The following is a 25,751-nucleotide window of genomic DNA, read 5'->3' on the forward strand; positions in this document are numbered from 1 at the left end:
ATTTAGGAAGCGGAGGTCGTACTCTATGTTTCATATGTGGATAAATCGTATCGCATTGGCCTTACTGCTGCTTTTGTTAACCGGGATTGTTGTTTGTTTTTGGATCGGTGCTTTTACTTATGCTTTTGAACTGATGTTTGTTTTGTTTGTAATCGTTGGTGCAGCCGGAGCGATCTACAGAACCCGTATTGAAGCTAACGCCTACAAAAATGCCTTTGACCGCTATAACGGCAGTTTTGACCGGAAGTCCGGCAGAGAAGAAGAGCTTTTACGTTAGGCGCCGAGGAAAAAGGGGATAAAAGGATAATAAATGAGGAAAGCGGGTCTTTGAGGACCTGCTTTTTATATATGGTGGTATTTACCGGACTTTCGTCATCTTGCCGGGATGGAACCAAACGAAATATAATAACTGACAAGTGGATGATTACTGAATCTTAGCGTTCACCCACACTACTAAACAAATAGAAGGAATCTTGGAAGGAGACCGGAAATGCCAGCCATCAGCAGGGAAGCCATAAAAACAAATATGATTCAGGTTCACGAGGTCCTCAGTGCTAATAGTCCATTAGCTTCTTTTGAGCAGAGTCCTCGTTACTCCAAGATGGAATCGGAAGTTCCATTTGGAATGTTCAATCGTGTTTTTGATTACAAGAAGTCTCCGGCGCTCAGCCTGGTTGAAGACATCCGTTCCATTGCGGAGAAATATCGGGAAAAAGGTTTAAAAAGCACCTGGCTGACTTATTCGCATGAGCCCGATCCGGAGCTGGAAGAGGCGCTTGCGGCTAATCAATTCGTGCAGGCAGGCAGCATGTTTGGCATGTCCCTGGATCTGGAGGAGTGGCAACATGAACAGCCGGAGCCGGCTGGCGTAAAGATGGTGTTGGCTGAGCAGCAGTCTGTAGTTGAAGATTTTAAGAAGGTCATGATAGGCGGTTATCAAATTTCCGATTCCATCGGCGGTCCCGTTAGTCAGGTTTATGTAGAGGATTCTAAACAAGATCCCTCCTTTCAATTTTACGTCGCTTATTTGGATCAGGAGCCGGCTTGTTCCGTCGTGACTTTCCTGAAGGACGGAGTGGCCGGCATTTATGCGGTAGCCACTTTGCCGGAATTCCGGCAAAAAGGGATTGCGGGGGCGGCAGTGGCCCATGCCCTTCGCGAAGCCAAAGCTGAAGGAGCAAAGCAGGCGATTTTGCAAGCCAGCGGGATGGGCAGAAGCGTGTATGCCAAGCTGGGGTTCACGGAGGAAATGCTGATCCACATTTATGCGGGTTAAAATCTAAAGCCGGTAGAAGCTACCGGTAAAAATAAAAACAACCCGTGTTCCCGCACGGGTTGTTGAATTTTCTGAACTTTGAGCCGTCTTGCGGGAAGGTTCAGGGTATTTTTTTCGGGCATCAGCAGCCCCAAAACGACTGTTCATCTTTCCAAAAAGCAGGCCACTTGCCTTTGCCCTCCGGATGTTCTTCCACCGTAAAATAAGCATGCAGCCATTCCGGAATCCCGCAGCGCAGCAGGAAAAACCGGGACGTTTCTCCCTGCTCGGGTTTGGCATCGCCAATCAGCAGCCTGATCGCAAAACGGTTGGCTTCCTGTTCGATCCGGTCGACGGAAATAAGGGTATTTTTACGCAAAAAGGGGGTGTTCAGTTTGCCGTGCAGCAAGCTGTGCCCAAGTTCATGCGCTGCCGTAAACGTTCGCTCGAATTCGTTCAGCTTCTCATTGATATGAATGATAGGGATGCGATGGGCGCTGCTGAAGTATCCCCAGATATTTTTGCCCAGCGGCTCGTACAGAACCAGGATGTTTTTCTGTGCTGCAATCGCCAAGGGGTCATTGGTTCCGCAGGTTTTGATCAGCTTGGTTATGAGACGTTCTTCGTCCATAGGGTACCCCCGGTGTTATTTTCTATATTGGTTTGGAGTAAATTTCTTCTTCGCCATGTATTTGGATAACCGCAGCGTGTTTTCAAGGGATGCTTTCAACGCTTCGCGGTCCTCGTCGTCATCAAGCGGTTCGCCGAAATAAGCGAGCGGCACATCGCTTTCCAGTTCATCCAACATTTTCTGCAATCGTATGGCAATATCCTTTTCTTCTTTAAAAGTTAAGGCGTAAGGATCATCGTTCCCGGCAAGGGAGGGATCATCGGTTTTTCCGAGCAGGTAATCGGGTTTGGTTTTTAAAATATCCGCGAGTTTGTCCAGATCCGTGCTGGAAGGGATGACGCGGCCATTTTCGATATGACCGAAGTTGGATCTTCCCATATTGAGCTGCTGGGCGATTTCTAGCTGGGTGAGTCCGAGCCGCTTGCGGCGTTCGCGTATTCTTTCTCCAAGGGACATAGACAAGGCCTCCAAATTTAGAAAATAAAAAAACGGTATTTAAAATACTTGACGGTATTTATAATACCACCTATAATCAGCTTATCAAACCGAAAGGGGGAAAAATGGATTTTCTTGAATAGAGAGTGTAAGGTGAAAATGGTTGGTTAGGTTGAAGAGTAGTAAAAATACTTTTATATAGTTTAATCCATTTTCAGGGTAACATCAATACTGTTTTGGGTTATTTTTTTTCAGAGTTTGAGTATTTTAAATACCGCATTACAGTTAGGGGGAAAAAGAGATGTCGCAAGAAATGTGGCTGGACATGCCGTCCTTGAAAACGTCGTATGACCAAACCCTGAAGTTACTGGAACAGTTAAGGCTGGACCGGGGGGAAGAGCACCCGGATTATAAAACGCTGGGCGAAATGATCTCGGACTGCCGCTATGTGCTGGACTGGCTGAAGAGCGGACGCAGACCCGGGAACCGGCGCGGTATTGAAAGGCGGGCGGCATACCAGCGGGAACAGCTGATGGATCCGATCAGGATGCAAATTTTCATGAGTCCGCCTGCAGCCGGAAGCTCCAGCCGAATGACGGATTCGGAGCGGGAAGTGCTCGAACAAGCCCTTGCTTTGCTTAGTCCCCGGGAAAAAGAATGCTATACGCTGGCTCACGGCTGCTGTTATTCCTTATCGGAAATTGCGGACATGCTGGGGGTTTCCAAGAGCAGTGCCGCTTTATATGTGAGACGGGCGCAGAAGAAGGTGACAGAATGGAGGAACGTTTGTCATACGGGTGCCACCTAAGGATGAAGGGTATTTTAAATACTCAATAAAAGCAAGCCGGATATTAGAAATATCGCCGGTTTGAGGCGGACAAGTTCTGAAAGGAGGTGAGGAAGCTGAGGCTGGGGAGGATGCGGCGATGTAGGTCAACGCCTAAAGTACCGAGTGCCGATTGCGAATAGCGATTTACGTGTCGATGTGAATGTCCATGTAAATGACGATGTGAAGTCGATCATAAAATTCATCCCTGCATATCCTGGAAGAAAAAGGGGGAACCACTACCTGTGATTCCGGTAGAGAACATAAGGTCGTTTATTGTGGACGGGATGAGCGGTTATACCGGGCTGCCTTTCAAAGAGCAGGACGAACCGGATAATGGCGAAACGTCCTGGCTGGAATTTGATTTCAGCAGAGTGATGGACAATCGGGGACATCCGGTTGTGGAATATGAGTCCGGCATCATGCGTGAAACGCAACCGGTTGAGTTTACGGTCACTTTCTATGCCTACGGGTCAAGCCACCTGGAAAGGATAATCGGCAGCATGAAAGCGAGGGACTGGCTGGACCGCGACGGGCGCGACGGGTTGAAAGACAACTTGAACTGCGTGCTGGTGAATGCGGGTCCGGTAACCAACCGTGATTATAAGGAATACGAAGATGCGCCCTGGATCCGGCGGGAAGGTTTTGATGCGGTCTTCCGGACCGTCCAGGTAAGGGAAACGGAAATCGAAACGATTGATACCTTAACTATCAAAGGAGCCGATCAGATTGTCTCAAATTAAAGACGTAAACGTAATTATTGATATTAAACGACCAACGCCGCTTATCGGTTTTGGCAAACCGCTGATTTTGGGGACAAGCGCTGCGGGGCTTGATTATACTTCTTTTGCTTCGCTGACGGAGGTAAGCGCTGTTTATCCGGCGGGAACGGAGGAGTATAAAGCAGCGTCTGCTATTTTTGTCCAGGAGAACCGGCCGGAACAACTGGCGATCATGCAGCGCAAGACGGACGAGCCTTGGACTGACTTTATGGCCAAAGTTTTGGAGAAAGACTTCTACTTCCTGATCAGCACGAGCACCGCTGAGGAAGATGTACAGGAGATCGCACAGGCTGTGGAGGAGAATGACAGCCGGCAATTTTTTACCCGTTCGTCGGATCTGGATGCGGTCAAAGCGGTTCAGGCAAAAAAATTCCTGAATACAACGGTCTTCTATCATACCGATGTGGACAGCTATCCGGAAGCGGCGCTGATCGGCGAGGCCGGCTCCAAAGCGGTCGGTTCGATCACCTGGAAAGGTCAGCCTCTTCAAGGCATCAAACCTCTCGAGATTACGACGGACGAGCTTCATGCCATTCATAATGCTGGGGCGATTACTTTTGTAACCAAAGCCGGGGATGCGGTGACGAGCGAAGGGATGACTTCCGGCGGCGAATACATCGATATTATTCACGCCAAACATTACGTGGTCTACAGCATCGAGTTTGAGGTGCAGAAGCTGTTTAACAACGCCTATGACCATAAAATCGCCTATGACAACACAGGCATCGCCCAAATTGAAGGAACGGTGCGCGGCGTGCTGCAGCGCTGCCTGACCCAAGGCATCATTGCCAAAGACGACAGCGGCAAAGGTTTGTACAGCACCAGCTTCCCGGGTCGGGAAGCCTTGACGGCCGCGCAGCGCCAAACTCGCAAATACGACGGCGGCAGCTTCGAATTTGAACTGGCCGGCGCTGTTCATGAAGCTACGATTACAGGCCTGGTTACTTATTAATCCATATTTTTAAGGGGGAAAAAATATTTATGCCTACTACTTACAGTACCTATGATGCCAACAGCGTATCCGTAACGATTAACGGGACAACCCTTACCGGTTTCTCCGAGGATATGGTCGAATACGAAAAAGACGAAGACTCCTGGACCACCAAAGTCGGCTCGCAAGGCGACATTGTCCGTTCCAAAATCAACAATACGCTTGCGACCTTGACCGTCACCCTGCTGGCCACAAGTCCGCAGGTTCCGTTATTGGAAGAACTGGCGCAAAGCGGAGCGAATGCCCAAGTTTTCGTTTCGGTGAACGGGCCGGTTAATGAAACTATTACGGCCGATCAGGCTTATGTTAAAAAGCCCGCAACGCGGACTTACAACAATGAAGTAGCCGACCGCGTGTACGAGCTGCAGCTGGTGAATCCGACCTTGACCTCGGTGGATACCAGTCAAAATACGTAATCCTGCGTTCATAAATCCTTCGTATTTTGTAATACCGGGTTTTCCGACTTGGCGTTATTTATCGCTAACCGCTGTTAAGTGTTAGCGATAAATAAGCCCATGAATAACAGGCAGATTTTTTTAATTAGGAAGGAGTTTTGGTTCATGCCAAGCTTTAAACAAAAAGAATACGTATCTAAATCCGGCGAATCCTATCTGTTTCAACATCCCGGCGTTCGGGCGGTGTCCAAAATCAACGATGCCGCCAAAAATAAATTCGGCGTAGTGTCCGAGGAACGGCTTTCGGAGGAAGTTTTAAAATACGTGATTGTCCAGCCGAAGCTCCGGATCGATGATTTCGAGGATTACCGGGAATACAGCGAAGTGGTGAATGCCGCTTACCTGTTCATTTCCGGCCAGGAAGGTGACGGGAGTGATCAGTCCGAAGGAAGCGGAGCGGAGGGCTAAAGAACGCTGGCATTATTGGCGTTTACTGCTGTCTGACATCGGAATCTCCTATTCCGACCTTCATCAGATGGACGAGGAGGACATTGCGGAGGCTAACGCCGCTTTGGATCTTTATATGAAGCAGCAGAACAAATCCAGGCAAAAGTAAGCTCAGGACGTCCTTTTGGACGTCTTTTTTTAGCCTTCATTTTTCGGGAGAGTTTTAAGAAAGGAGGTGGCGGATTGGTCAACAGGAAAAAAGTAAAAGCTCGCGAACAGGCGGTAGAAGCCGCTGAAACAGCGCAGCAAGCCAAGCAGGAAGAAGACAAAAGCAAAAAAAGAGCGGAAGCCAACAAGCTGCTGTTGTCTTTCAGCAAAACCAGCATTCAGGCCGTTATGGATTTTGGGAAGGCCTCTTATTCGGCAGCCTCCGAATTTGAAACCTCCATGTCTAAAATCCAGATGGCGACCGGGTTAACCAATGCCGAGATGACGGCTACAAAAATGGTAGCCAAAGACTTGTATAAACAAAACCTGGGCGGAAGCTGGGACGAGCTTGGAGGCACGCTTACAGAAACGATCAAGCTGACGGATCAGCAGGGCATCGCCCTGGAGCAGACGGCCCAAAATGCCCTGCTGTTAAAGGACTCGATTGGTGTGGATGTAACCGATTCCGTAAAATCAGCGGATGCGATGATGAAGGAATTTGGCCTCACCAGCAATCAGGCTTTCGGACTGCTGGCCCAAGGCGCCTATGCGAAGCTCGATCCCGGCCAGATGACGGGGGCAGCGGAAACCTATGCCGAAGACTTTAAAAAGCTGGGTTTCAGCGCAAGCCAGATGTTTGATCTGTTTGCAGCGGGAAGCCAGGACGGCAAATACAGCCTGGATCAAGTCGGCAAAACGTTTCAGCAGTTTGAAAAGATTGCCGGCAGCGGCTCTGCCAAAAGCGCGGGTGCGCTTAAGAGTCTTGGACTCAACGCGCAGCAGGTCCAAAAATCCATTGCGGCCGGCGGACCCAGCGCCAAAACCGCTTTTGACCAGATTGCCGGATCGATTGCCGGCATTTCCGATCCGATCAAACAAAATGCGGTTGCCACCAATTTGTTTGGTTCGGAATTCGGCGGCATGGAAGGCCAGGTCATAGCCGCCATGGGCAGCGCGCGCAGCCAGTTTGACATGACCAAACAAACGATGGCGGAACTCGATCAGCAGCGGATCAGTTCTCCAGGTACCGCTTTTGAAACCTTTAAAAAGCAAATCGAAACCGACATCCTGGTTCCGTTAGGGCAGCAGCTTTTGCCCGCATTTAGCCAATTCGGCGCTTGGCTGACCAGTCATGAACCGCTGATTAAAAGTTTTGGAGCCGCTCTGGCGCAAAATTTTGGCGTGGCCATTAGCAGCATTTCTTCGGCTTTTGCAGGCGTGCTGCCTTATGTGGAGGCCTTTATTAGCTATGCAGCGGCCACAATAAGCCAAGTCATGCAATGGCAAGGTCTTGTCCCTGTGATCATGGGCATAGTGGGAGCTTTGGTAGCTTATAAAACCATCGTTACAACGATCACAACGGTTACGCGGGTTTGGGGCGTTGTCTCCACTTTGCTATCAGCGAATCCGATTACCCTGATTATTGCAGCCATCATTGGTTTAGGCGTGGGGCTGGTTGTGGCTTATAAGAAGGTAGAATGGTTCCGGAATATGGTGGATGGGGTTTGGGAGGCGATCAAGCTTGGCGCTTCGGCTATGCTGGATTTTTTTACAGTGACGATTCCGGATGCGTTTAATCAAATGATTTCATCCATATCCCAATGGGGTCCTCAACTGGCAGGTCTATTTACTGGCATATGGAATTCGATCAAATCCACATTTTATAAGGGAATCAATTTTGTTATTGATCAGCTTAACTTTTTCATTAACAAATATAACGATCTGGTAAGCATAGGTGGAATTTTTGACACTGGACTTACGATTCCTATTATTAAGCATATCGGTCCCGATCAAACGGATTCTACGGACACGGCTGCAGGCAGCGGGGGCGGAGGGATCGGAGCAAAAAACAAACCCCAAATCGAGGGCTATAAAACGGGCCTTTCCTACGTGCCTTACGATAATTTCCTGGCCAGGCTGCACAAAGGGGAACGCGTGCTCACCGCCGGGGAAAACAAAGCCTACACTTACCATTCGACTTTGGCTGCACCGGTTAAGGTGGTTCCGAGCCAGGGCACAAGCGCAGGCGGCCCGACCCCAGCAGGCAGCGGCGAAAATCCGGGTGCGATGAACATCAGCCTGACGGTTGACGTGAAGGGCGGTTCCCTGGACAGCCGGCAGACCGGCGATCTGATGGTCCAGTTCCGTCAAGCCATGCAGCAGGTTTTCCAGGAAACGATACGCCGCGGCGGAATGGGGGGAATCAGCTGATGGCCCTGATTGATGGCAAATACATTCTTGTTGAAAAAGAAGACCTGACCTTCGACGTGGATATTACCCAACAGCCGGTGGAGCGTTCCATCGACATCGCCGACCATGTCCAGCGCAAAGCCCGCTCCCTTTCGATCAGCGGTTTGGTGGTGGACGATGCGGCCAAAGGCTACAGTGCCGCCGAGATTCACCGCTATCTGGTCGAGTGCCAGGAAGGTGGGAAAATTGTGAATTTTACCGGCAGAACCGCCATGCACGGCCTGTTGTCCGGTTTATCCACGAGCCGGGATTACACCGTGGCGGACGGGTTTACTTTTTCGGTGACGATCACGGAAGTGCTGATAGCCAAAGCGGCCAAGGGGGAGACCCTGCCCGAACAGCTGAGGCCCCAGGCGTCGGACGTCAAAGGCGCAGGACTCAAGCAGCCGAAGGACAGCCAAAAGACGCCAAGCACCACAATCAATCCACAGAACGTCCAGACCCCGAAAACGGTCCCTCATTACACGCCGTCTACACCCGGCAACGGGGATATCTTTAACGAAGGGGACTGATCATGGAATATATCGATATTGAAAAAGACCTCATCCCCTATCGCTTCGACGTCTCGATTCTGAACGAATTGTTTACGATCGAGGTTCATTACAACGATGATTACGATTTTTTTACGGTGGATCTGGAACGGGACGGGGAGGTGCTGGTGACGGGTGAAAAGCTGGTCTACGGCCGGCCTTTGTTCCGAGACATCATGGACAACCGTTTTCCAAAAAGGCTGATCGTTCCTTATGACGAGTCTGGCCGGCAAAATACCGTTAAAGCAGCGACGCTCTCGGAGAGCGTTTTTTTATTTTTGACAGATGTGGGTGAAACCGATGGCGATGTCTAATTTCGGCCGGGTGGCGGAGGTCGTGGTGGGTGGCAGCCTCTTTTCGATGAAGGATTTTAATCTCGAAGCGACGGTCCCTTTTGATTCGGACACGCTGCCTAATGAGTCTGAAATCAAGCTATGGAACCTTTCGGAGGATTCGCTGAATCTTTTTCGAAAAAAAAAGGAAGGTGATCCCGCCATCCCGCTCGCTTTAAACGCCGGTTACGAAGGGGACGTTGGCCTGCTGCTCAGCGGTTACATCTCCAGCGTGCAGACGGTTTGGGACGGTGTGGACAAGGTCACTACGGTTCATGTGCTGGACAGCCTGCAGCAGGACGATAAACAGGAGCTTTCGTTTGCAAAAGGTACTTATGGGAGCGCCATTATCCGCCAGCTTGCCCAAAAAGCGAAGCTTCCCGTCGCCATGCTGAAGCTGGTCAGCGATTATCGCTATGATGACGGTTATTCGGCCAGCGATACGCTGGCGTCGATGATCAGCCAGGTGGCCAAGGACTGTAAAACCAGGGTTTATATCAACAAAGGCAAACTGTATGTGCGCAGTTTGCGCGAGGGAGCCGCCAATCTGATCAAACTGGATAAAACAAACGGGATGATCGGGCTTCCCGAATATTTTGAAGAAAGCGGGCTGCAGGGCTACCGCCTGAAGCAGCAGCTGCAATACCGGGTAACGACGGCGACGGTACTGGAGCTTTCGAGTTTTGTTTATCAAGGGAAGCTGCATATCCAGAGCGGGACCCATCATATCAGCAGGAGCGGGGATTTTATGACGGAAAGCGAGGCCGTGATATGAAAAATGATCCCTCCGGGGTGCTTTACCAAATGGTCAGCGGCCTGATGAATGCCAAACTTGCGCAGGTCCGGGTAGGTTTGCCCTGCCGGGTTGTCAGCTTTGATTCCGCTGCCTGCACGGCGGATGTGCAGCCGCTCATCCGGACAACGGGCAAGGATCCCGCCATGATTCACAACGTTCCGGTATTGGGCCAAAGGCTGGTACGGGAAGGAACAGCGGAAGAGCAGGTTTATAAACCCGTTCTCAAGGGCGGGGACATCGTGTTTGTCGTCTGTGCCGACCGGGAGCTCAAAAATGCCCGCACCGGTCAAGTCGCCGCTCCGGATACCGGGAGGCAGCACAGCGTTAATGATGCGGTAATTGTGGGGGTGTTTGCATGGAGTCTTTAAAGCTTGAGGCGGACGGAGACATCAGCTTTGAGCTGGTAAGCGGCCAGGAGGAGCTGGCCCAATGCTGCCGGATCGTGCTGGGAACCAAAACCGGCGAATGGTTTTTGAACCCGGACGGCGGGCTGGATTACAGCCTGTTCCTGGGCAAAAACATCGACGAAACCAGGATGCACGACGCGCTGAGCGCGGCTTTGCTGCAGGAAGAGCGGATATTGTCCGTGGACGCCGTTTCTTTTTCCATCGACCGGAAATCCCGGACTTTGACGGCCAATTTTAAGGCTACGGGGGAGGACGGTTCTGCGATTTTACTGGAGGAGGTGCAGGTAGGTGCTTGATAAAACGGGTTTTAAGCGAAAAAGATTCAGCGATCTCTTCACCGACATGGAGAACAAGGCGCGGGAGGCATTCGGCGAAACCGTAAACACGTCCGAGCGGTCTCCGCTTGGCATTGTGCTGCGGATTTTCGCCTGGTTCCTGTCCAAAATCTGGAGCACGGCGGAGGACGTTTACAACAGCGGTTATATCTCCACTGCCGAAGGCGCCAATTTGGACAGGCTTGGGCCGTATGTGGGGATCAGCCGGATTTTGGAGCAGTATGCGAAAGGGAAGGTTGTGGTGACCGGAACGCCCGGGCATCAGGAAGCGGCGGGATTCCGGGTGGGGACCGCGGGCGGCGTTTATTTTGAAGCCGTGGACGGATTCACGATCGGGCCGGACGGGACGGCGGCGGTGGAGATGGAGGCGATTGACTCCGGGCAGGTTGCTAATGTAGCGGCGAACAGCATTACGGTGGTGGCGAACCCGAATCCCAATATTACCGGGGTTACGAACCCGGAGGTTTTTGCGGGAGGCCGGGAAAAAGAAACGGACGCCGAGTTCCGCAATCGCTTCGAGCAGTCCGTGGCCGGCGGCGGGGCAGCTTCGGTAGACGCGCTCCGAGGGGCTTTGCTCCGTTTGGACGGAGTGCGTGCCGCTGCCGTGATTGAGAACAACAAGATGGAGACGGATGCGGCGGGGAGGCCGCCGAAGTCTTTTCAGGCCTATGTGCTGGGTGGCGATGAGCAGACGATAGCGGAGACGATTTTTACAAAGAAATCCGGGGGAATCGAAACCTACGGGGACATTGAAATCGATCTTCCGGATGTCGCCGGTTACCCTCATCCCGTCAAATTCAGCCGGGCGGTTGAAGTTCCCGTCAAGGTGCAGGTCGATCTCATCAAAAACGACAGTTATCCTGCAGACGGCGACAACCTGATCCGGAATGCCATTATCCGGTATATCGGGGGCGAAGACGCGGCGGGAAGCTACTATAATGGGTTGTCCATGGGGGCTCAGGTGGTTTTTACGCGGCTGATCAGCGCCGTTTATTCGGTGGTCGGCGTTGAGGATGTAGTCCTCACTGTGGGTACAGGCGGCGAACTTGACAGCAGCAATGTGGTTATTGCCCCCTTCCAGGTAGCGCAGGTAAAAGCAGCCGATATTGTGGTGAACAGCCATGTTTAGTCTTAAGGAGATGCTGAGCCGTTTTGCTGACGTGTTCAATAAAGATCCGAATAGTAATCTCGGAAGATTGATTGGCCTTTTACACGAGCAGCTTCAGGGCGCCGAAAATGTCCTGGAAACCGTTAGAGAATGGCGGGAAATCGATAAGGCTCAAGGTACTACGCTGGACCACATCGGCCAAAACATCGGCCAGCCCCGCGGGGCAACAACCGATGAAATTTACCGGGTATTGATCCAGTCCAAAATCGCGCGAAACCTCTCCAAAACGGACATCAACACGATCATCCAGGTGCTGGCTCTGGCGCTCAACTGCGATCTCAAGGACATTCGGATTCAGGAAAAGTTTAATGATGAAAAAGATCCGGAACCCGCCGCCCTATCGTTAATCAAGGTTCCGATCAAACGGCTGAACGAAGTCGGCATGTCGCCGCTTCAGTTCGGCCAGATCATACAGAAGACGGTTGCGGCGGGGGTTCGGGTGGCGTTGATTGAGTTGGCTGGAACTTTTCGGTTGGCTACTCAATATGGCGCTTTGGAAAAAGGCAGCATCGGCCTGGCCGATCCGGACATGACAACCGGCGGCACGCTTGGCGAGGTTTATGTACCAGGCGACGATTACGCGTTACCTATTTAGTCTATTTTCAGGAGGGATACCATGGCTTATGAAAAACAAGCGCCGGATTGGTCGGCAATGGGTATTGAGCCCCCACAGTCAAAAAGGGATGCAGGTTGGCAAGTCGAAGACCGCCCGCCTGCTGCCTGGCTGAACTGGTTTATGAATTCAACCAGTGAATCTTTGAAGGAGCTTCAGGATAAGGCGGCGGAGAGAGCCTGGGTGGAGGGGGAGATTGCGGGAATTAAGCCGGAGATACCGGCAGCTACGCTAGAAACTGCCGGTATTGTGCAGCTCTCCAATGATACGGAGAGCACAGCGGAGGATCGGGCTGCTACGCCTAAACTGGTACATGACGCATTAGCGGCTAAGTTCACGGAAGAAACCCGCGAGGATGTAGTGCTGCAACCCGGTTTACAGATACTCAACAGTGTGAAGCAGAGCCGGTTTAATCTTAAGGGTGTTCAGGGGCGGATGCTGGTTAATTTATTGGGGCGTGATGGTAGTTTTGCAAATTTGACAAACTGGTTGATATTTGCAGGTACTGCTACAGTAGCTAATGGAGTTGTAACGGTTACTGGTGACGGTTCAGGAACTAATCCACAGATTTACTCCCGGGTTTTAGGTCCTGCTCCAGCGGTGGGTTCTAAGCTATTGTTAAGGGCTAAATGCAAAATCTCGGCATCGGTTTCCATATCAGATATTCGACTAATTTTGTACTCTACGAAAACGACTCCGGGTGCTTTTGCTCAACAGATTGTGAACCCATTAAGTGGTACAGAATATGATTTGGCTGGAGTTATAACGGTTACGCAAGCTATGGTTGATGATTGGGCTAACATGAGTGTACGAGTTGCAGTTTATTATACTTCTGCGAGTGAAGCCAACGGTACCATCTTTACCATGGAGAAGCCTGCCATTTACAAGTTACCAATACAAGATGCAAGCCTTAAACGTGGTCAACTACTGGCTAAATACCCGTATACCGAAGGCCTAGCAGGCGTTAAAAATCCATACGCGATCCGGTACGGGGAAAACCTGCTGCCTCCGTTTTATGAGTGGATAAACGGACGGTATTCTGGTAGCTTTCTCTTCACATCCGTTCATGTAACCCAGCCATACAGCGTCACAGTGACAGCCGTAGGTGTATCAGCTATGCTAAGCACATTTGTAAGGCTGGCACCGAATACAACGTATACCTTAAATACTAACATTGGTACATGGTATGTTTATGATATAGACGGAGATGGCGTTAAGCCATTCTATGTGACTGAGGGGTTAACAGGGGCGTTTACGACTTCCGACAAAACGGATTACTTTATCGGCCTGTACAAAAGAGCAACAGACGGCGACACAGTTATTTTCAACAATCCTACACTCAACTATGGCAGCATATCCAAACCATTTGTGCCGCGTGAAGACTCCATACTAGCGCTGCAAACTGAGCTTTTTGCAAACCCATTAGACGGGAGTATACCGGATCAGGTATTTTATAAAGATGGTCAAGCGTTTAAGTTGGCGAATTGGGAGCGAATTGTTTTGGATGGATCAGATCGTAATGTACGATTTGAGAGTCCAACTAAGTACACTGATTTTACTAGGGTTCGTCTGGCTAACTTAGGAAAAGTTCCCGCAATGCCCACTGTATCGCAATTAATAAAATACGATGGAACTGTAGTTCCAACTGCAGTTGGTTGGGCTACCGATGGTCCAGCAAAAGAATGTTATGGTCAAGCTTACGATACGCCTAATGGAAATTATGTATTGATAAATATTAGCTCTTATTCTAGTGGATGGGAGAATGAGTATGCACCGACTCCGGATGAAATCAAAGCGTATTTCCTAGGCTGGAAAATGAGTGTAGCAGGTCAGCCACGCACCGCTAATTATAATGGAACCGGAGATAAGGTTTGGATAAAAGTGACACGATTAAGCGACACCGTCCCACTTACAGGCGGAATAGATTATACGACTAAGTTACCAACTACACTTGCTGGAACGGACGGGCTGGGAAAAACGTTTATTCCTTACCAACTCGTGTATCAGCTTGCTGCCCCGGAAAATCCAAAACCAATTATATCCGAGGGAGTGCTGACGCTGCTAGAAGGAGATAACCAGGTTGAAGTCGGTACTGGGATTGTGCTACGGGAACCGGCAAGGGCACCATATAATACAACCGTTCCGAGAAGAGAAATTAATTTTACGGCTTACCCTGATTCTAAGTTGACGCACCTAGTAGATAAGATTTTACGGATTTATAAGAATAATAAGGATGACTTTACTTGGACAATAAGTAACGGGACAAATCAAAAACCTATTGTATCTTCATATGGACTTTCAAGGGCCAATGTTCCGGAATCGCTATTTGACCCTACAGCGGCCTACTCCGTAACCTATTTCATGCTAGACAGATACCCAATCCAGCCGTTTATCGGCCAGGTTGCGACAAACGAAAAGGTTCAGTTGGCTAATCTGACAATCGGCGTTCAAGAAGCTATTAATAGGGTATCCATACAGGAACAGCGTAGAGAGCCTTTGATGTTAGAATTATTCAGCGGCGTATTGTCAACTTCTGGTGCCATAGTTAAGTTTAATATTGATGTTTCTTTGTTCGATTATTTAATTGTAACTGTTAACCAAAACGGTAACACTGATCATATATGGAAGCACAAAGATCATAGTTACTTTTATGCTAAAAGTTTCAATATGAGCGATTCTCTTAGTTCATTAGACATTGCATTATCCGAATTACGCATGGAAAGTGTAGACAACACAAGCATTAGACTTAATTTTACTAACAAATGGTTGTGGCGTCCAATGGCAACGTATGTTACACCAGTTGCGTATCCTAATGACTCATCCACAGATACTTTATCTGTAGTTAGAATATCAGGAGTGAGATTATGAAAGTAACGGCACTTTTAGATTGTAATAATTTTGTTAAGGGGTATGCATCAGCAGGTTTTCTACTCTGCGGAATCCCCTTGACTCTGGATCTGGAGACTCTTCCTGATGATCTTGGAGATGGGCGCTATTTGGCTATAGTGGAGCAGAACGAAGAGACAAGAAAGAAGTCAGGCTATATCGTGCCGGTTCCAGCTCCAAATAGTCTTTATAAACCAATATTCCAAGCACAAGCCTGGGAAATATACCAGAACAACGTCACTGCAACTCAGGAAGCCTACGCGGTAGCGTTAGCCGGCTGGCAGACAAAACCAGAGGAAGAGCGCGGAGACGTCCCAGCATACGAGGCACCCGAGCAGCCTGAGTTGTGGATAGAAGGGCTAACACCAAAGGAAATTGACGCGATCCTAAACCAGCCCGCCGAGCCAACCCCCTTGGGTATGCTTGGAGCGGAGCTGGCGGCGGTTAAGTTACAAAACATCCAGCAGAAGGCGATGGTTAGCAGCATGGGTGCAGAGCTGGCTCATACCAAGCTAAATAGTATTCAACAGCAGCAGACCATTGCAATTCTTGGTACAGAACTGTCAGCGGCCAAATTTGAAATTACCCAACTTAAAGGAGGACAAATGTCATGATGTTTTGGAAAATGGCTTATACGTACGAATGGGTTACTGCCGAAGCACTGAAAGGAGCGGTTATTACAGCTAGCAATCCTTTTGGAGAAATCACGACGGCGCAATACAGGGAAATTACTAACATCGATTTTACCCAGGAGTAAGTAAACTGGGGTAAATTTTCCTGACTGAAAAAGAGGAAGTCCATGCTCAGCGGAGGATTTAATAACCTTGCTTTTTACACAGTTTCGAAAAATAAGGTTAATATCATCGACATGTCTGTTCATTTGTCAGGGGAAAACCAGGTTTGGTTGATATGGACTCCATAGAGATGACTGTATAGGCAAGGTACATCTTTCGGACAAGGCTGTTTGACGGCATAATAGACCCGTGAGTACTCTTTGAAGCTATAAGAAGATAGTGGGGAAGGATGGACCTCGGCGGCTCTTGTCCGAACACTACTTACCTTTCTGATTCGGACCAGGTATTGGTAAATTCAATGAAATATAATCTGATTACGTTGAAGTTACTGACAGTTATAGGTCAAAAGATATAATAATTATTAACAGTAGATAATTAAAAATCACCCTAAACGACGAAAAGGTCTCCCTTCTGCACGAAGGAACTTTTTGATTTGAATGGGTGCCAGATCTGTCGACTGGCCAGACTGTCCTCTGATCCGTTTTAGTTGGTAAATACATTCAATTCAAAGGCAAATTCCTTATAAAGATTATATTAAGGCTCGGAGCTTGCCAAAGAAAAGTAAAAAGTTGAGTGTAGCCGTGGTATGTTCGAATTCGTTGATTTAAGTTTCTAAGTATTTTACATGAGAAAAATGAAATCGTATTGAAAAGAATAGGAAATGCTTTAGTAGGCGAGAAAAAGTCCGATAGGATGGATAAAAGTGATAAATAATGATTGTTCCCCCGGAACCCCTCCGGGGGCTACTTCCCCAAAGAAACGAGGGATTAGAATGGACTTTACCGCGTTAACAGCAATCCTATCGGTGATGGCGGCGCTTAGCGGAATTACGCTGGGGTGGGCGGGGAGGGAGCGTAAGGTTAAGCAGGATGTAGCGCAGGAGGCCAGTGTAGATGCCTTGCAGCGGGCAGACTTGGAATATATCAAACGTGGTGTGGACGATATCCGGCTGGATGTGCGGATGCAGGGCCAGCGCCTTGATGGAGCTGTAGAGAGGCTCACGCGGGTAGAGGAATCTACTAAGCAGGCTCTCAAACGCATTGATCGTTTAGAAGAAAGGGGAGAATAATTTGGACGTCTCTAACGACATCCTCACCTTAGCCGCCCTGGTGGCCGCCTATGTAGGCGTGACACGCGGCTTTGGCCTGGAGGATAAATGGATGAACGTGGCTGCGGTGCTGATCGCGGCTATTTTTGTGCTTGTGCCGGACTTTATCCAGCAGAAGCTGATTTTAATTTCTGTTATCGGCTTGTCAGCAACCGGAGCCTACCAGTTCGCCAAAAAAAAGGAGTGACACCATGCAAGCCAGAAACGACCGAAACGCCAAGGGCATTGACGTGTCTCATCACAACGGCGATGTGGATTGGAAAAAGGTTGCGGCAAACGGCTGCAGCTTTGTTTTTATTAAAGCAAGCGAAGGGCGCAGCTTTCGTGACCCGAAGTTTGACGTTAACGTGCAAGGGGCCAGGAAGGCGGGGCTGCTCGTCGGCGCTTATCATTTTTTTAAAGCGGCTAATGAGCAGGAGGCGAAGGAGGAGGCTGCGTTTTTTGCGGAAACTATTCTTTCGGGCAGCAAAGGGTCTACAACAGAGTCGACAAAAGAAGCTGCCAATGAAGCAGCCAACAGACCCGCTAATGGTCCCCAAAAATCTCCCTCTCTCCTCTACTCCTCGCTCTTCGATTTGCCGCCCGTCCTTGATTACGAAGTTAATCCTGCCGGCCTATCCGCCGCCCAGATCTCAAGCCTTGCACAAACATTTCTTGAAACCCTGCAGCAGAAACTAAAGGTAAAACCTTTGTTATATACCGGGAACGCCTTCGCTTCCCATTTTTCGTCTGCATTAAGCCCATATGATCTTTGGGTGGCCAGGTACAGCGGGGAGCCGCCGAAAGACGTTGCCGCCTGGAACCGTTGGCGTTTCTGGCAATACAGCGAGTCGGGCCAGGTGAGCGGAATTTCAGGCAAAACGGATTTAAATGAGTTTGATGGAAGCGTCGATGAGCTGGGCCAATGGGCAAAAGCATATCTTAGTCAAAATGCCAGCCTGCCGGGCCAAGATTCCAACTCAAACGAGGAGGTTGATTTCGACATGGAAACCCTTCAGGAAATCCAAAATCTAATAATAAAAATGCAGAATACCCTCGCCGATCAGGCGCAGCGTATCTCAAAACTGGAACAGCTCGTCAACGTATCCGGCAATCAGACGCCCCCGGCGTGGGCCCATGACGCCATTGTGGCCGCTAAAGAGGCGGGAGCTATAACGACTTCTGCGGATAAAGGAAAGGCCGAGTTCGTGTTCCTGCAGGTTTTATATAACTTAGGATTGTTGAGCAAGCCGAAAGAGACAGACCGACAGGCAACCCAGGAAGCGACCCAGGAGGCAACCTAATAGACTTTGCAGGAAAATAACCTCGTGTAATCTAATCGTCCAACCCTTCCTTTTCTACTTTTAACCCTTCATCTGTCTCAAATATCCCATCTAAAAAATACAGCAGCTTCTCCCCAACGGGAAAAGCTGCTTTTTGCTGTTTCACCCCCAACCAGAGGGGTTAATAATAAAGGTTAGAGCCTGCCTTCCCGCACAAAAAAACCAAAACCAAGGCGTAAGCCTTAACTTTGGTTTGATATTCCTTACATATTGCATGAATGCTGCGCGTTATTTACATATAAACTTCCTGAATCTCCGTTTCGGTCTCTTTGGCCAAATCGGCAAACCGGGTTTCGGTTTTGACTAACGGACGGAAGAAATCCGAATGGTTGGTCATGACGATGTGACCGGTTTCTCCGGTGGTCAGCAGCACTTTTTTGCCGATGAAATTAGGCACCAGATGATGAATCAGGGCTTGGACGGCTTCGCCGCTTAGTTGTCCAAAGCTGAGCTTGTAAAGCTCTTGGAGCGTAGCCAGCTGTTCTTTTTTCGATTGGTAAACCCGTTTGGAGGTCATGGCGCTGTATGTATCTGCAACCGCGGTAATGCGGGCGTACGGATGAATTTCATCTTTGGTTAAACCGTAAGGGTAACCGGTGCCGTCATCGCGTTCATGGTGCTGCCGGGCTACCAGCGCGGCGGTTTCGTTGCCGGTCGAATTGAGAATCAATTCATAACCGTAGTGCGTATGCTTCTTGATGAACTCGAATTCTTCGGGAGTAAGCTTGCCGGGTTTGTTGAGGATGTGGGGCGGGATCATGCATTTGCCCATATCATGGAGATAACCCGCTTTGCCTACCTTGTAAGCTTCTTCCTTGTCATAGCCCATCCAAATAGCGATATAGTAAGAGAGAAGTCCTACCTGAAGCGAATGATTGTAAGTATATTCATCTTGATGGTTAAACATCATGAGCAGCGAAACGACGTCTTTCTGGGCAACCAGATCGTTCATCAGCGGTTCAAGGGTCTCATCAATCCGATCTTCGCTGAATTTGCCATTTGCCAGAGATTCCAAAAAAAGCGTTTCAAAAATATCGATCGCGCTTTCGAATTTTGGCTTCAATTTCTGGAGTGACGATGACAGGGAGTGATCCGGGGCGGAGGAGGTTTCGGCTGTACGGGCCTCGATGTCAATATAATCAATGCCGTGTTGAATCAGCTTCACAATAGCTTCTTCCGTGAGTTCCGATTCCCGTTGAAGAACAAGTACCCCATAGCTGTTGAAAATATCCTCCGTTACCCGATCTCCCGATCGAAGTTCCGTAACATGCATCCGCACAGGACCATCCACCTTCTACTAAAGTATTATCTACTAATATATCAGGCAATATATGGATTGACAATCCTGTTAACGATTCGACAGAATCAGTTCTTTTCAGCCAAAGGGTTCCAAGGTCCCTTCTGGGCGCCTTTCCATTCAGAGCCGTCGTCCCAGATTTCCTTTTTCCAGATCGGGACCATTTGCTTAAGCTGTTCAATGGCATACCGGCTGGCTTCATAGCAGCTTTCCCGATGGGGGGCGGAAACGGCGATAATCACACTTGCTTCTGCAATTTCGACTTTGCCCGTCCGGTGGCTGATCGCGCATAAGGCCCCGGGCCATCTGAGGCCGATTTCGGCGCCGATGAGCTGGAGTTTTTTCAAGGCCATGGGTGCATAAGCTTCATATTCCAAATGGACGGTACGTTGGCCCCCTGTCATCTCTCGGGTGGTGCCGATAAAAACGAGGGAAGCGCCATGATCCGGATGAATGACCCTGTTAGTCACCTCCTCTACATTTAAAGGAAGAGGGGTGAGATGATACAGTCCATCCTGGCTTTGATAAGAGTCCGCGGACGGTTCTCCGCCCGAAACAGGCGGAATCAGCGCGACTTCATCTTCGGCAGTAATGAGCGTATCGTCCGGCGCATATTCATGGTTTACGGCCACAAAAGCTTGTTCGAGCTGACGGCCGGCAACCGGATGGAGTTCTTTTAACCGGGATTTTAATTCCGCAGCTGTAACGGAAACTTTTTCTCCCATGTCCACGTTAATAAAGGTCGAGCCCAAAACCTCTGCAAGCCCGGCGAAAAGTTGGATCCGAAGGTTCATATTGTTATCTCCTCAAATTACAATTGTGATATAAATATAATATATCATAAGAGGAATAGCGGATGACCGGCAACCGGCACCACCGAAAGGAGAGCAATAACGGATGCAGCAGGACACGAAATCAGAAGAGCTGATGATTATTCATACCAACGATATCCACAGCCATTTCGGTGCAATGGTGCAAATCTCCGACATGATTGAGGCGGAACGCAGGATTTGGCAGGATAATCTCCTGCTGCTTGATATCGGCGACCATATGGACCGGGCCGCAGTGGAAACCGAAGGAACTCTGGGACAAGCCAATGTGGATGTCCTGAATCTGACAGGGTACGACGCGGTCACGATCGGCAATAACGAAGGGCTTACCTTTACGCCCGAACTGCTTGAGCAAGCTTATGCAGGGCTGCAGTGTCCTGTCGTATGCTGCAACATCCGGGAAACGGCTACCGGCCAAACGCCGGGTTGGATGAAAGAGCACCTCATTTTAGAAAAAGCCGGCTTTACCCTAGGATTGGTCGGAGCGACAGCCGCCTATTTGGAATTTTACCGGATTCTGGGGTGGGAAGCGTTGGACCCGGTCGAAGCGATTCGTTCGCAGGTGGAGCAAATTCGCGGTCAGGTGGATTTTGTGATTCTCCTGTCCCATTTGGGCCTCAAGATGGATGAAGAGCTGGCGGAGGAGATAGGCGGAATCGACCTTATTTTGGGCGGGCATTCCCATCATCTGCTGGAGGAACCCCTTCTGATCAAGGAGACTTATCTGGCGGCGGCGGAGAAATATGGACATTATTTAGGAAAAATAAGACTCGGCCGCAAGCCTGACGGGCAGGCCTTTGTGCGGGAGGGCGGCGTGCTGAAGGTGAAGGAGCAGCCAGGCGGTTATGAACCGGCCGTACAGCAAACGGGCCAGCCGAGCGGCAGCGATCCGGCCGTACAGCCTTCAAACCGGGTGGCTGACGCGATAGCAATCCATGCCGGACATGCGTCTGAACGGTTGAAACGTACGGTGGCGATCACCGACAAAACGCTAACCGTGCAATACGGGGAAGAATCTCCGTTTGCGAATCTGCTGGCCCAGGCCGTACGCAGGTTTACCGGCAGCCGGATCTCGATCGTGAATGCGGGCCAACTGCTCGGGGATTTGCCGGAAGGAGAAATCAGCGAAGGCATGCTGCACGCGTTATGCCCGTCTCCGATAAATCCCTGCCGGATGAAGCTCAAAGGAGAACATATTTTGCAGAGCCTGGAGGAGTCTTTAATTCCGGAGACGACGGGGAAACAAATCCAGGGTTTCGGGTTCAGGGGCAAGGTGCTCGGCACCCTTTGCGTGGACGGCCTCGAGATCGAATATGATCCCGCGGGAGAACCCTTTAGACGTATACTCAGGGCTACTATCGAGGGGGTTCCGATTGTCCCGGAAATCGAGTATGATGTAGGAACATTGGATATGTTCACCTTCGGGATCGGCTACAAACGGTTGTCGCTGGGAAGCGACAAAGTTTATATACTGCCCGAATTTTTAAGGGATTTGCTGCGTTTGGAGCTGCAGACGCCGGGGGCTGTCGAGCGGTGTTTTACATCCAGATGGCATCAATCCTCTCTTTAAAATGAGCAAATAAGCTTGTCAGATATCCTTTTGGCGAACCTTATGGGACAAGTTTCAGCCCGACCTTGCTTGCTGATTCACCGAACAGGTAAAATGAAAGCTGTCCGCGCCTTGGCCGCACTTTGGCGGGTATACGAGATTCAACGGGATCGGGCTGGAAAAACCAATTAAAGGATTGAAAAAGACAAAACAGGAGGGAACTATGAGTATTATTGTTGCCATCATTTTGGGCATTGTGGAGGGGATTACGGAATTTATACCGGTATCCTCAACCGGACATATGATTTTGACCGCGAGATTGCTGGGGTACGACGACCAGTCCTCGATTATGAATTCATTTGAAATCGTTATTCAGCTTGGCGCCATTCTGGCGATCGCCTGGGTATACAGGTTCCGTATTTTGAATCTGCTCGGTTTGCAGAAAGACAGCGAAACTTCAAAAGCCATCGGCAGACCAGCCGGTAAGCTGAATCTGATTCACGTATTGCTCGGCATCGTGCCGGCATTGGCAATCGGATACATATTTAAAGACCATATCAAAAGCTTGTTCAGTGCATCTACCGTCTTATGGGCGCTTGTGGTCGGCGGCGTATTTATGATTTTTGCGGAATGGTACAATAAACGTTACGCTCGTGTCACCGCTGAGGATATTGACCAGATCAGCTACACGCAGGCTTTGCTCATCGGCTTGTTCCAATGTATCTCTGTGCTCTGGCCGGGTTTTTCCCGCTCCGGTTCCACGATTTCGGGGGGCATGATCGCAGGGGCCAGCTACAAGGCGTCCGCAGACTTTTCTTTCCTTATCGCAGTTCCGATCATGGTGGCTGTCTCCGGCTACGAGCTTTTGGATTCTTATAAGGATCTGAATTCGGATACCCTTCTGGCGTTTGCGTTAGGGTTTGTGATTTCGTTTATCGTTGCTTATCTGGTCGTGCTGGCTTTCCTCAAGTTGATTCAAAAAGTCAAACTGAGACATTTCGCTTATTACCGTTTTGTGCTGGCCGCCGTATTCTGGATCTTCATCATGAACTAAAATTGACCGATATAAGGACTGCAGAAATAGACATCCTCTACATCATAACGAATAGATACGGAGTGGGGCACCTTGCGGTTACTACCAGTAAAATCCCTGCAGCCGGGGATGAGGCTGGCCAAAAAGATCCAGAACGAAGAGGGGCTTATCCTTTTAGCCGAAGAGGTAGAGCTGACGGCCAACCTGATAAACAGGCTTTCTTCGCTTGGCATTGATTTTGTTTATATCGCGGATGCAAGAACCGAAGATATCCTGATCCCTACCCTTATTTCGGAAGATACGGAAAGGATGGCCATCCAGGAGATCCGGTCCAGCTTTTTAAAGGTATCGAATGCTTCTGTAAAAGGATTGGTGTACCCTTATTTAGGCAAGGTTTTTCAGAATGTGGTTGAAAATATCTTGAAAGACTTGGGCAGCAGGGAAGACGTATTGATTATGCTTGCCAATATCAATACCGCGGACCGCAGCTTATTCAGGCATTCTTTGAATGTCTGCATTCACAGCCTGATGATGGGCAAGGCGTTCGGCTACGGCCATAATGACCTTATGGTGCTTGGACTCGGGGCCGTTCTGCATGATATCGGAAAAACGAAAATTGATCCGGCCATCCTGCAGAAGCCTGAGAGATTGAGCGGTGTGGAGTTTGACGTCATGAAGCAGCATGCGGAAATCGGCTACAAGATGTTAAAGGACGAGCCGGGCATACCGCTGCTGGCCGCACATTGCGCTTATCAGCACCACGAACGGATAGACGGCAGCGGTTACCCCCGGGGGATTAAAGGGACAGAAATCCATGATTATGCCCAGTGGATCAGCATAGCCGATTCTTACGATGCCATGACCTCCCAAAGGGTATATAAGCAGGCTCAGCTGCCCCATCAGGCGGTGGAAATTCTGTATGCCGGCTGCGGCACCTTGTATGAGAAGCGGAAGCTGGAAATTTTTCGTGACCATGTCGCGATCTATCCGCTCGGGATGACGGTTACGCTGAATAGCGGGGAGGTAGGGGTCGTGTCCCGAATTCATCCTTTTGCTCCGCAGCGGCCGGTGGTCCGTGTACTCTACGGTCCGGAGAAAGAAGAACTTAAGATTCCTTATGAAATCGATCTGATGAAGCAGCTGACGACCGTTATTACCAGCATTGAAGGGGAACCCGCTCCGTCGCAGCTTGAACAAGTTTAATATCATATTCGTTGACAGGCTCGTTCGTTTGACGGACGGGTCTGTTTATTTTAGGGATGTTATATCCTTATATGTGCGGGAAAAAGGCATTTCATGCTATGATAAGACGTATATAAAAACATCGATCCATAGCTTTTGTACAGCTTAGATCAGGTTAATAATAGGATAAGGTGAGTAAATCATGAATATGAGTAGCATTTCGCAAGGTGAATTCCAGTCTATATCTCCGGCCAACGATCCCTGGGATCCGATCCGGTCCTTGCGCAAATTCGGCCGTCATCGGCTGACCAGCGTGGAGATGACGGTAACCAACCTGTGCAATATGCGCTGCGAGCATTGTGCAGTCGGAGACAGCCTGGTTCTGAAGGAGCCGGAGCAAATCCCCCTGGATTTAATGCTCAGAAGACTTGAAGAAGTCGAGCACCTGGAAACGATAAGCATAACAGGGGGCGAACCTTCCTTCCGTTTGAAGACGGTGGAGGAAAAAATCATCCCGCTGTTGAAATACGCCAAAGAGCGCGGCATCCGGACCCAAATCAACTCCAACCTCACGCTCGATTACGGACGGTACGAGAAGCTGCTTCCTTATTTGGATGTGATGCACATTTCTTTCAATTATACGAATGTTCAGGACTTCCATGAGGTATGCTTTGCAAGGAGCGGTCACCCGGTCAGCCTGGACGCGGCTTCAAGAATGTACGAGGCCATGATCGACAACGCATCCCGATTAAGCCGGGACGGCATGTTTATTTCGGCGGAATCCATGATAAACTATCGTACACACCGGAAATTGCCGGAAATCCATAAGCTGATTCTGGAAATGGGCTGCAAACGCCATGAGGTCCATCCGATGTATGCGGCTGACTTTGCCGAAGGACTTCCGGTTTTGTCGCTGGAAGACATGCGTGCGGCTATCCATCAGCTGCTGGATGCACGGGATCCGGAGGTTTGGATGCTGTTCGGCACGCTGCCGTTTTTCGCCTGCAGCTTTAACGCCGAAGATCAGGAGCTAGTGAGCCGACTGCGCAGCGAGAAAAACGTAACCGTCCGCAATGATCCGGACGGCCGGAACCGGGTGAACGTCAACATGTTTACCGGGGATGTTTTTGTTACGGATTTCGCCGCGATTCCGTCTTTCGGCAATATTGCCGGCCAGAAGCTGGACGATATTTTCGAACGCTGGTTGTCCGAACATCCTTTGTCCGGCAGCGTCAACTGCTTCTGCGATACGGCAAACTGCTGCGGACCTAATCTGCTGGTCGCGGACATGTATTATAAAGAGACCGATTTTAAATCGCGTAAAGCGATTAACTTATAGAAATGAGGCGT

The 25,751-nt window shown here is 49.7% G+C and carries 30 protein-coding genes; 26 read left to right on the forward strand and 4 right to left on the reverse strand.

Features of this window, described 5'->3' with window-relative positions:
- Positions 1-25 precede the first annotated feature (25 nt).
- Entirely contained in the window at positions 26-277 is a 252-nt protein-coding gene (locus AC3ZPD_RS18290) for a hypothetical protein (RefSeq protein ID WP_490985714.1), read from the forward strand.
- A 348-nt stretch (positions 278-625) separates the two neighbouring features.
- Complete coding sequence (locus AC3ZPD_RS18295) at positions 626-1,276, forward strand: GNAT family N-acetyltransferase (protein ID WP_490985715.1); 651 nt, start codon at positions 626-628, stop codon at positions 1,274-1,276.
- Positions 1,277-1,397: 121 nt separating this feature from the next.
- Here AC3ZPD_RS18295 and AC3ZPD_RS18300 read toward each other — a convergent pair whose 3' ends face one another.
- Entirely contained in the window at positions 1,398-1,886 is a 489-nt protein-coding gene (locus AC3ZPD_RS18300) for an ImmA/IrrE family metallo-endopeptidase (RefSeq protein WP_490985716.1), read from the reverse strand.
- A 15-nt stretch (positions 1,887-1,901) separates the two neighbouring features.
- Positions 1,902-2,342 (reverse strand): helix-turn-helix domain-containing protein, encoded by a 441-nt coding sequence (locus AC3ZPD_RS18305; RefSeq protein ID WP_490985717.1) that lies wholly within the window; start codon positions 2,340-2,342, stop codon positions 1,902-1,904.
- A gap of 280 nt (positions 2,343-2,622) precedes the next feature.
- On the opposite strand from AC3ZPD_RS18305, the gene AC3ZPD_RS18310 reads away from it, so the two are divergent.
- The 20 genes from AC3ZPD_RS18310 (at position 2,623) to AC3ZPD_RS18405 (ending at position 18,471) form a co-directional block, all read left to right on the forward strand.
- Complete coding sequence (locus tag AC3ZPD_RS18310) at positions 2,623-3,129, forward strand: sigma factor-like helix-turn-helix DNA-binding protein (protein ID WP_490985718.1); 507 nt, start codon at positions 2,623-2,625, stop codon at positions 3,127-3,129.
- A 263-nt stretch (positions 3,130-3,392) separates the two neighbouring features.
- Positions 3,393-3,890 carry a phage neck terminator protein gene (locus AC3ZPD_RS18315; protein ID WP_490985719.1) on the forward strand — a complete coding sequence of 166 codons (498 nt, stop codon included), beginning with the start codon at positions 3,393-3,395 and terminating at the stop codon, positions 3,888-3,890.
- Positions 3,877-4,881 (forward strand): DUF3383 family protein, encoded by a 1,005-nt coding sequence (locus tag AC3ZPD_RS18320; protein WP_490985720.1) that lies wholly within the window; start codon positions 3,877-3,879, stop codon positions 4,879-4,881. The genes AC3ZPD_RS18315 and AC3ZPD_RS18320 overlap by 14 nt, the downstream gene beginning before the upstream one ends.
- Before the next feature lie 29 nt (positions 4,882-4,910).
- Positions 4,911-5,336 carry a phage structural protein gene (locus AC3ZPD_RS18325; protein ID WP_490985721.1) on the forward strand — a complete coding sequence of 142 codons (426 nt, stop codon included), beginning with the start codon at positions 4,911-4,913 and terminating at the stop codon, positions 5,334-5,336.
- A 144-nt stretch (positions 5,337-5,480) separates the two neighbouring features.
- Positions 5,481-5,783 carry a hypothetical protein gene (locus tag AC3ZPD_RS18330; RefSeq protein WP_490985722.1) on the forward strand — a complete coding sequence of 101 codons (303 nt, stop codon included), beginning with the start codon at positions 5,481-5,483 and terminating at the stop codon, positions 5,781-5,783.
- Positions 5,749-5,931, forward strand: coding sequence for a hypothetical protein (locus tag AC3ZPD_RS18335; RefSeq protein WP_490985723.1), 183 nt, complete (start codon positions 5,749-5,751; stop codon positions 5,929-5,931). Before AC3ZPD_RS18330 ends, AC3ZPD_RS18335 begins: the two co-directional genes overlap by 35 nt.
- Positions 5,932-6,005: 74 nt before the next feature.
- On the forward strand, positions 6,006-8,180 hold the full coding sequence (locus tag AC3ZPD_RS18340) for a phage tail tape measure protein (protein WP_490985724.1): 2,175 nt from the start codon (positions 6,006-6,008) through the stop codon (positions 8,178-8,180).
- Positions 8,180-8,731: a phage baseplate protein gene (locus AC3ZPD_RS18345; RefSeq protein WP_490985725.1), complete on the forward strand. Its 552-nt coding sequence runs from the start codon at positions 8,180-8,182 to the stop codon at positions 8,729-8,731. Before AC3ZPD_RS18340 ends, AC3ZPD_RS18345 begins: the two co-directional genes overlap by 1 nt.
- Positions 8,732-8,733: 2 nt before the next feature.
- The gene (locus AC3ZPD_RS18350; protein WP_490985726.1) at positions 8,734-9,063 is read left to right on the forward strand and encodes a phage baseplate plug family protein; all 330 of its coding nucleotides are present in this window, start codon (positions 8,734-8,736) and stop codon (positions 9,061-9,063) included.
- Positions 9,050-9,856, forward strand: coding sequence for a phage protein (locus AC3ZPD_RS18355; RefSeq protein WP_490985727.1), 807 nt, complete (start codon positions 9,050-9,052; stop codon positions 9,854-9,856). The genes AC3ZPD_RS18350 and AC3ZPD_RS18355 overlap by 14 nt, the downstream gene beginning before the upstream one ends.
- A complete protein-coding gene (locus tag AC3ZPD_RS18360; RefSeq protein WP_490985728.1) occupies positions 9,853-10,245 on the forward strand; it encodes a Gp138 family membrane-puncturing spike protein in 393 nt (130 codons plus the stop codon). The genes AC3ZPD_RS18355 and AC3ZPD_RS18360 overlap by 4 nt, the downstream gene beginning before the upstream one ends.
- Positions 10,233-10,580 (forward strand): contractile injection system sheath initiator, encoded by a 348-nt coding sequence (locus AC3ZPD_RS18365; protein WP_490985729.1) that lies wholly within the window; start codon positions 10,233-10,235, stop codon positions 10,578-10,580. The genes AC3ZPD_RS18360 and AC3ZPD_RS18365 overlap by 13 nt, the downstream gene beginning before the upstream one ends.
- Positions 10,573-11,748 (forward strand): baseplate J/gp47 family protein, encoded by a 1,176-nt coding sequence (locus tag AC3ZPD_RS18370; RefSeq protein ID WP_490985730.1) that lies wholly within the window; start codon positions 10,573-10,575, stop codon positions 11,746-11,748. The genes AC3ZPD_RS18365 and AC3ZPD_RS18370 overlap by 8 nt, the downstream gene beginning before the upstream one ends.
- Complete coding sequence (locus AC3ZPD_RS18375) at positions 11,741-12,382, forward strand: hypothetical protein (protein ID WP_490985731.1); 642 nt, start codon at positions 11,741-11,743, stop codon at positions 12,380-12,382. The genes AC3ZPD_RS18370 and AC3ZPD_RS18375 overlap by 8 nt, the downstream gene beginning before the upstream one ends.
- A gap of 21 nt (positions 12,383-12,403) precedes the next feature.
- Positions 12,404-15,268, forward strand: coding sequence for a phage tail protein (locus tag AC3ZPD_RS18380; RefSeq protein ID WP_490985732.1), 2,865 nt, complete (start codon positions 12,404-12,406; stop codon positions 15,266-15,268).
- Positions 15,265-15,900, forward strand: a complete 636-nt coding sequence (locus AC3ZPD_RS18385; protein ID WP_490985733.1) for a hypothetical protein — start codon at positions 15,265-15,267, stop codon at positions 15,898-15,900. Before AC3ZPD_RS18380 ends, AC3ZPD_RS18385 begins: the two co-directional genes overlap by 4 nt.
- On the forward strand, positions 15,897-16,043 hold the full coding sequence (locus AC3ZPD_RS18390) for an XkdX family protein (RefSeq protein WP_490985734.1): 147 nt from the start codon (positions 15,897-15,899) through the stop codon (positions 16,041-16,043). The genes AC3ZPD_RS18385 and AC3ZPD_RS18390 overlap by 4 nt, the downstream gene beginning before the upstream one ends.
- Positions 16,044-16,783: 740 nt before the next feature.
- Positions 16,784-17,149 (forward strand): hypothetical protein, encoded by a 366-nt coding sequence (locus AC3ZPD_RS18395; protein WP_490985735.1) that lies wholly within the window; start codon positions 16,784-16,786, stop codon positions 17,147-17,149.
- Between the two features lies 1 nt (position 17,150).
- A complete protein-coding gene (locus AC3ZPD_RS18400) occupies positions 17,151-17,375 on the forward strand; it encodes a hypothetical protein (protein ID WP_490985736.1) in 225 nt (74 codons plus the stop codon).
- Positions 17,376-17,379: 4 nt separating this feature from the next.
- The gene (locus tag AC3ZPD_RS18405; RefSeq protein WP_490985737.1) at positions 17,380-18,471 is read left to right on the forward strand and encodes a glycoside hydrolase family 25 protein; all 1,092 of its coding nucleotides are present in this window, start codon (positions 17,380-17,382) and stop codon (positions 18,469-18,471) included.
- A 271-nt stretch (positions 18,472-18,742) separates the two neighbouring features.
- Here AC3ZPD_RS18405 and AC3ZPD_RS18410 read toward each other — a convergent pair whose 3' ends face one another.
- Together AC3ZPD_RS18410 and AC3ZPD_RS18415 are read right to left on the reverse strand one after the other, a co-directional pair.
- Positions 18,743-19,789: an HD-GYP domain-containing protein gene (locus AC3ZPD_RS18410; protein WP_490985738.1), complete on the reverse strand. Its 1,047-nt coding sequence runs from the start codon at positions 19,787-19,789 to the stop codon at positions 18,743-18,745.
- Between the two features lie 86 nt (positions 19,790-19,875).
- Positions 19,876-20,601: a molybdenum cofactor biosynthesis protein gene (locus tag AC3ZPD_RS18415; RefSeq protein ID WP_490985739.1), complete on the reverse strand. Its 726-nt coding sequence runs from the start codon at positions 20,599-20,601 to the stop codon at positions 19,876-19,878.
- 103 nt (positions 20,602-20,704) lie between these two features.
- Between AC3ZPD_RS18415 and AC3ZPD_RS18420 the strand changes: the two genes are divergently transcribed.
- From AC3ZPD_RS18420 to yfkAB, 4 genes are all read left to right on the forward strand, one after another.
- Positions 20,705-22,207 carry a bifunctional metallophosphatase/5'-nucleotidase gene (locus tag AC3ZPD_RS18420; protein WP_490985740.1) on the forward strand — a complete coding sequence of 501 codons (1,503 nt, stop codon included), beginning with the start codon at positions 20,705-20,707 and terminating at the stop codon, positions 22,205-22,207.
- Between the two features lie 202 nt (positions 22,208-22,409).
- Entirely contained in the window at positions 22,410-23,240 is an 831-nt protein-coding gene (locus AC3ZPD_RS18425; protein ID WP_490985741.1) for an undecaprenyl-diphosphate phosphatase, read from the forward strand.
- 72 nt (positions 23,241-23,312) lie between these two features.
- Positions 23,313-24,422, forward strand: a complete 1,110-nt coding sequence (locus AC3ZPD_RS18430; protein ID WP_490985742.1) for an HD-GYP domain-containing protein — start codon at positions 23,313-23,315, stop codon at positions 24,420-24,422.
- Between the two features lie 187 nt (positions 24,423-24,609).
- Positions 24,610-25,740, forward strand: coding sequence for a radical SAM/CxCxxxxC motif protein YfkAB (yfkAB, locus tag AC3ZPD_RS18435; protein WP_490985838.1), 1,131 nt, complete (start codon positions 24,610-24,612; stop codon positions 25,738-25,740).
- The last annotated feature ends 11 nt before the right edge of the window (positions 25,741-25,751 follow it).

The sequence above is a fragment of the Paenibacillus mobilis genome (assembly GCF_058267595.1).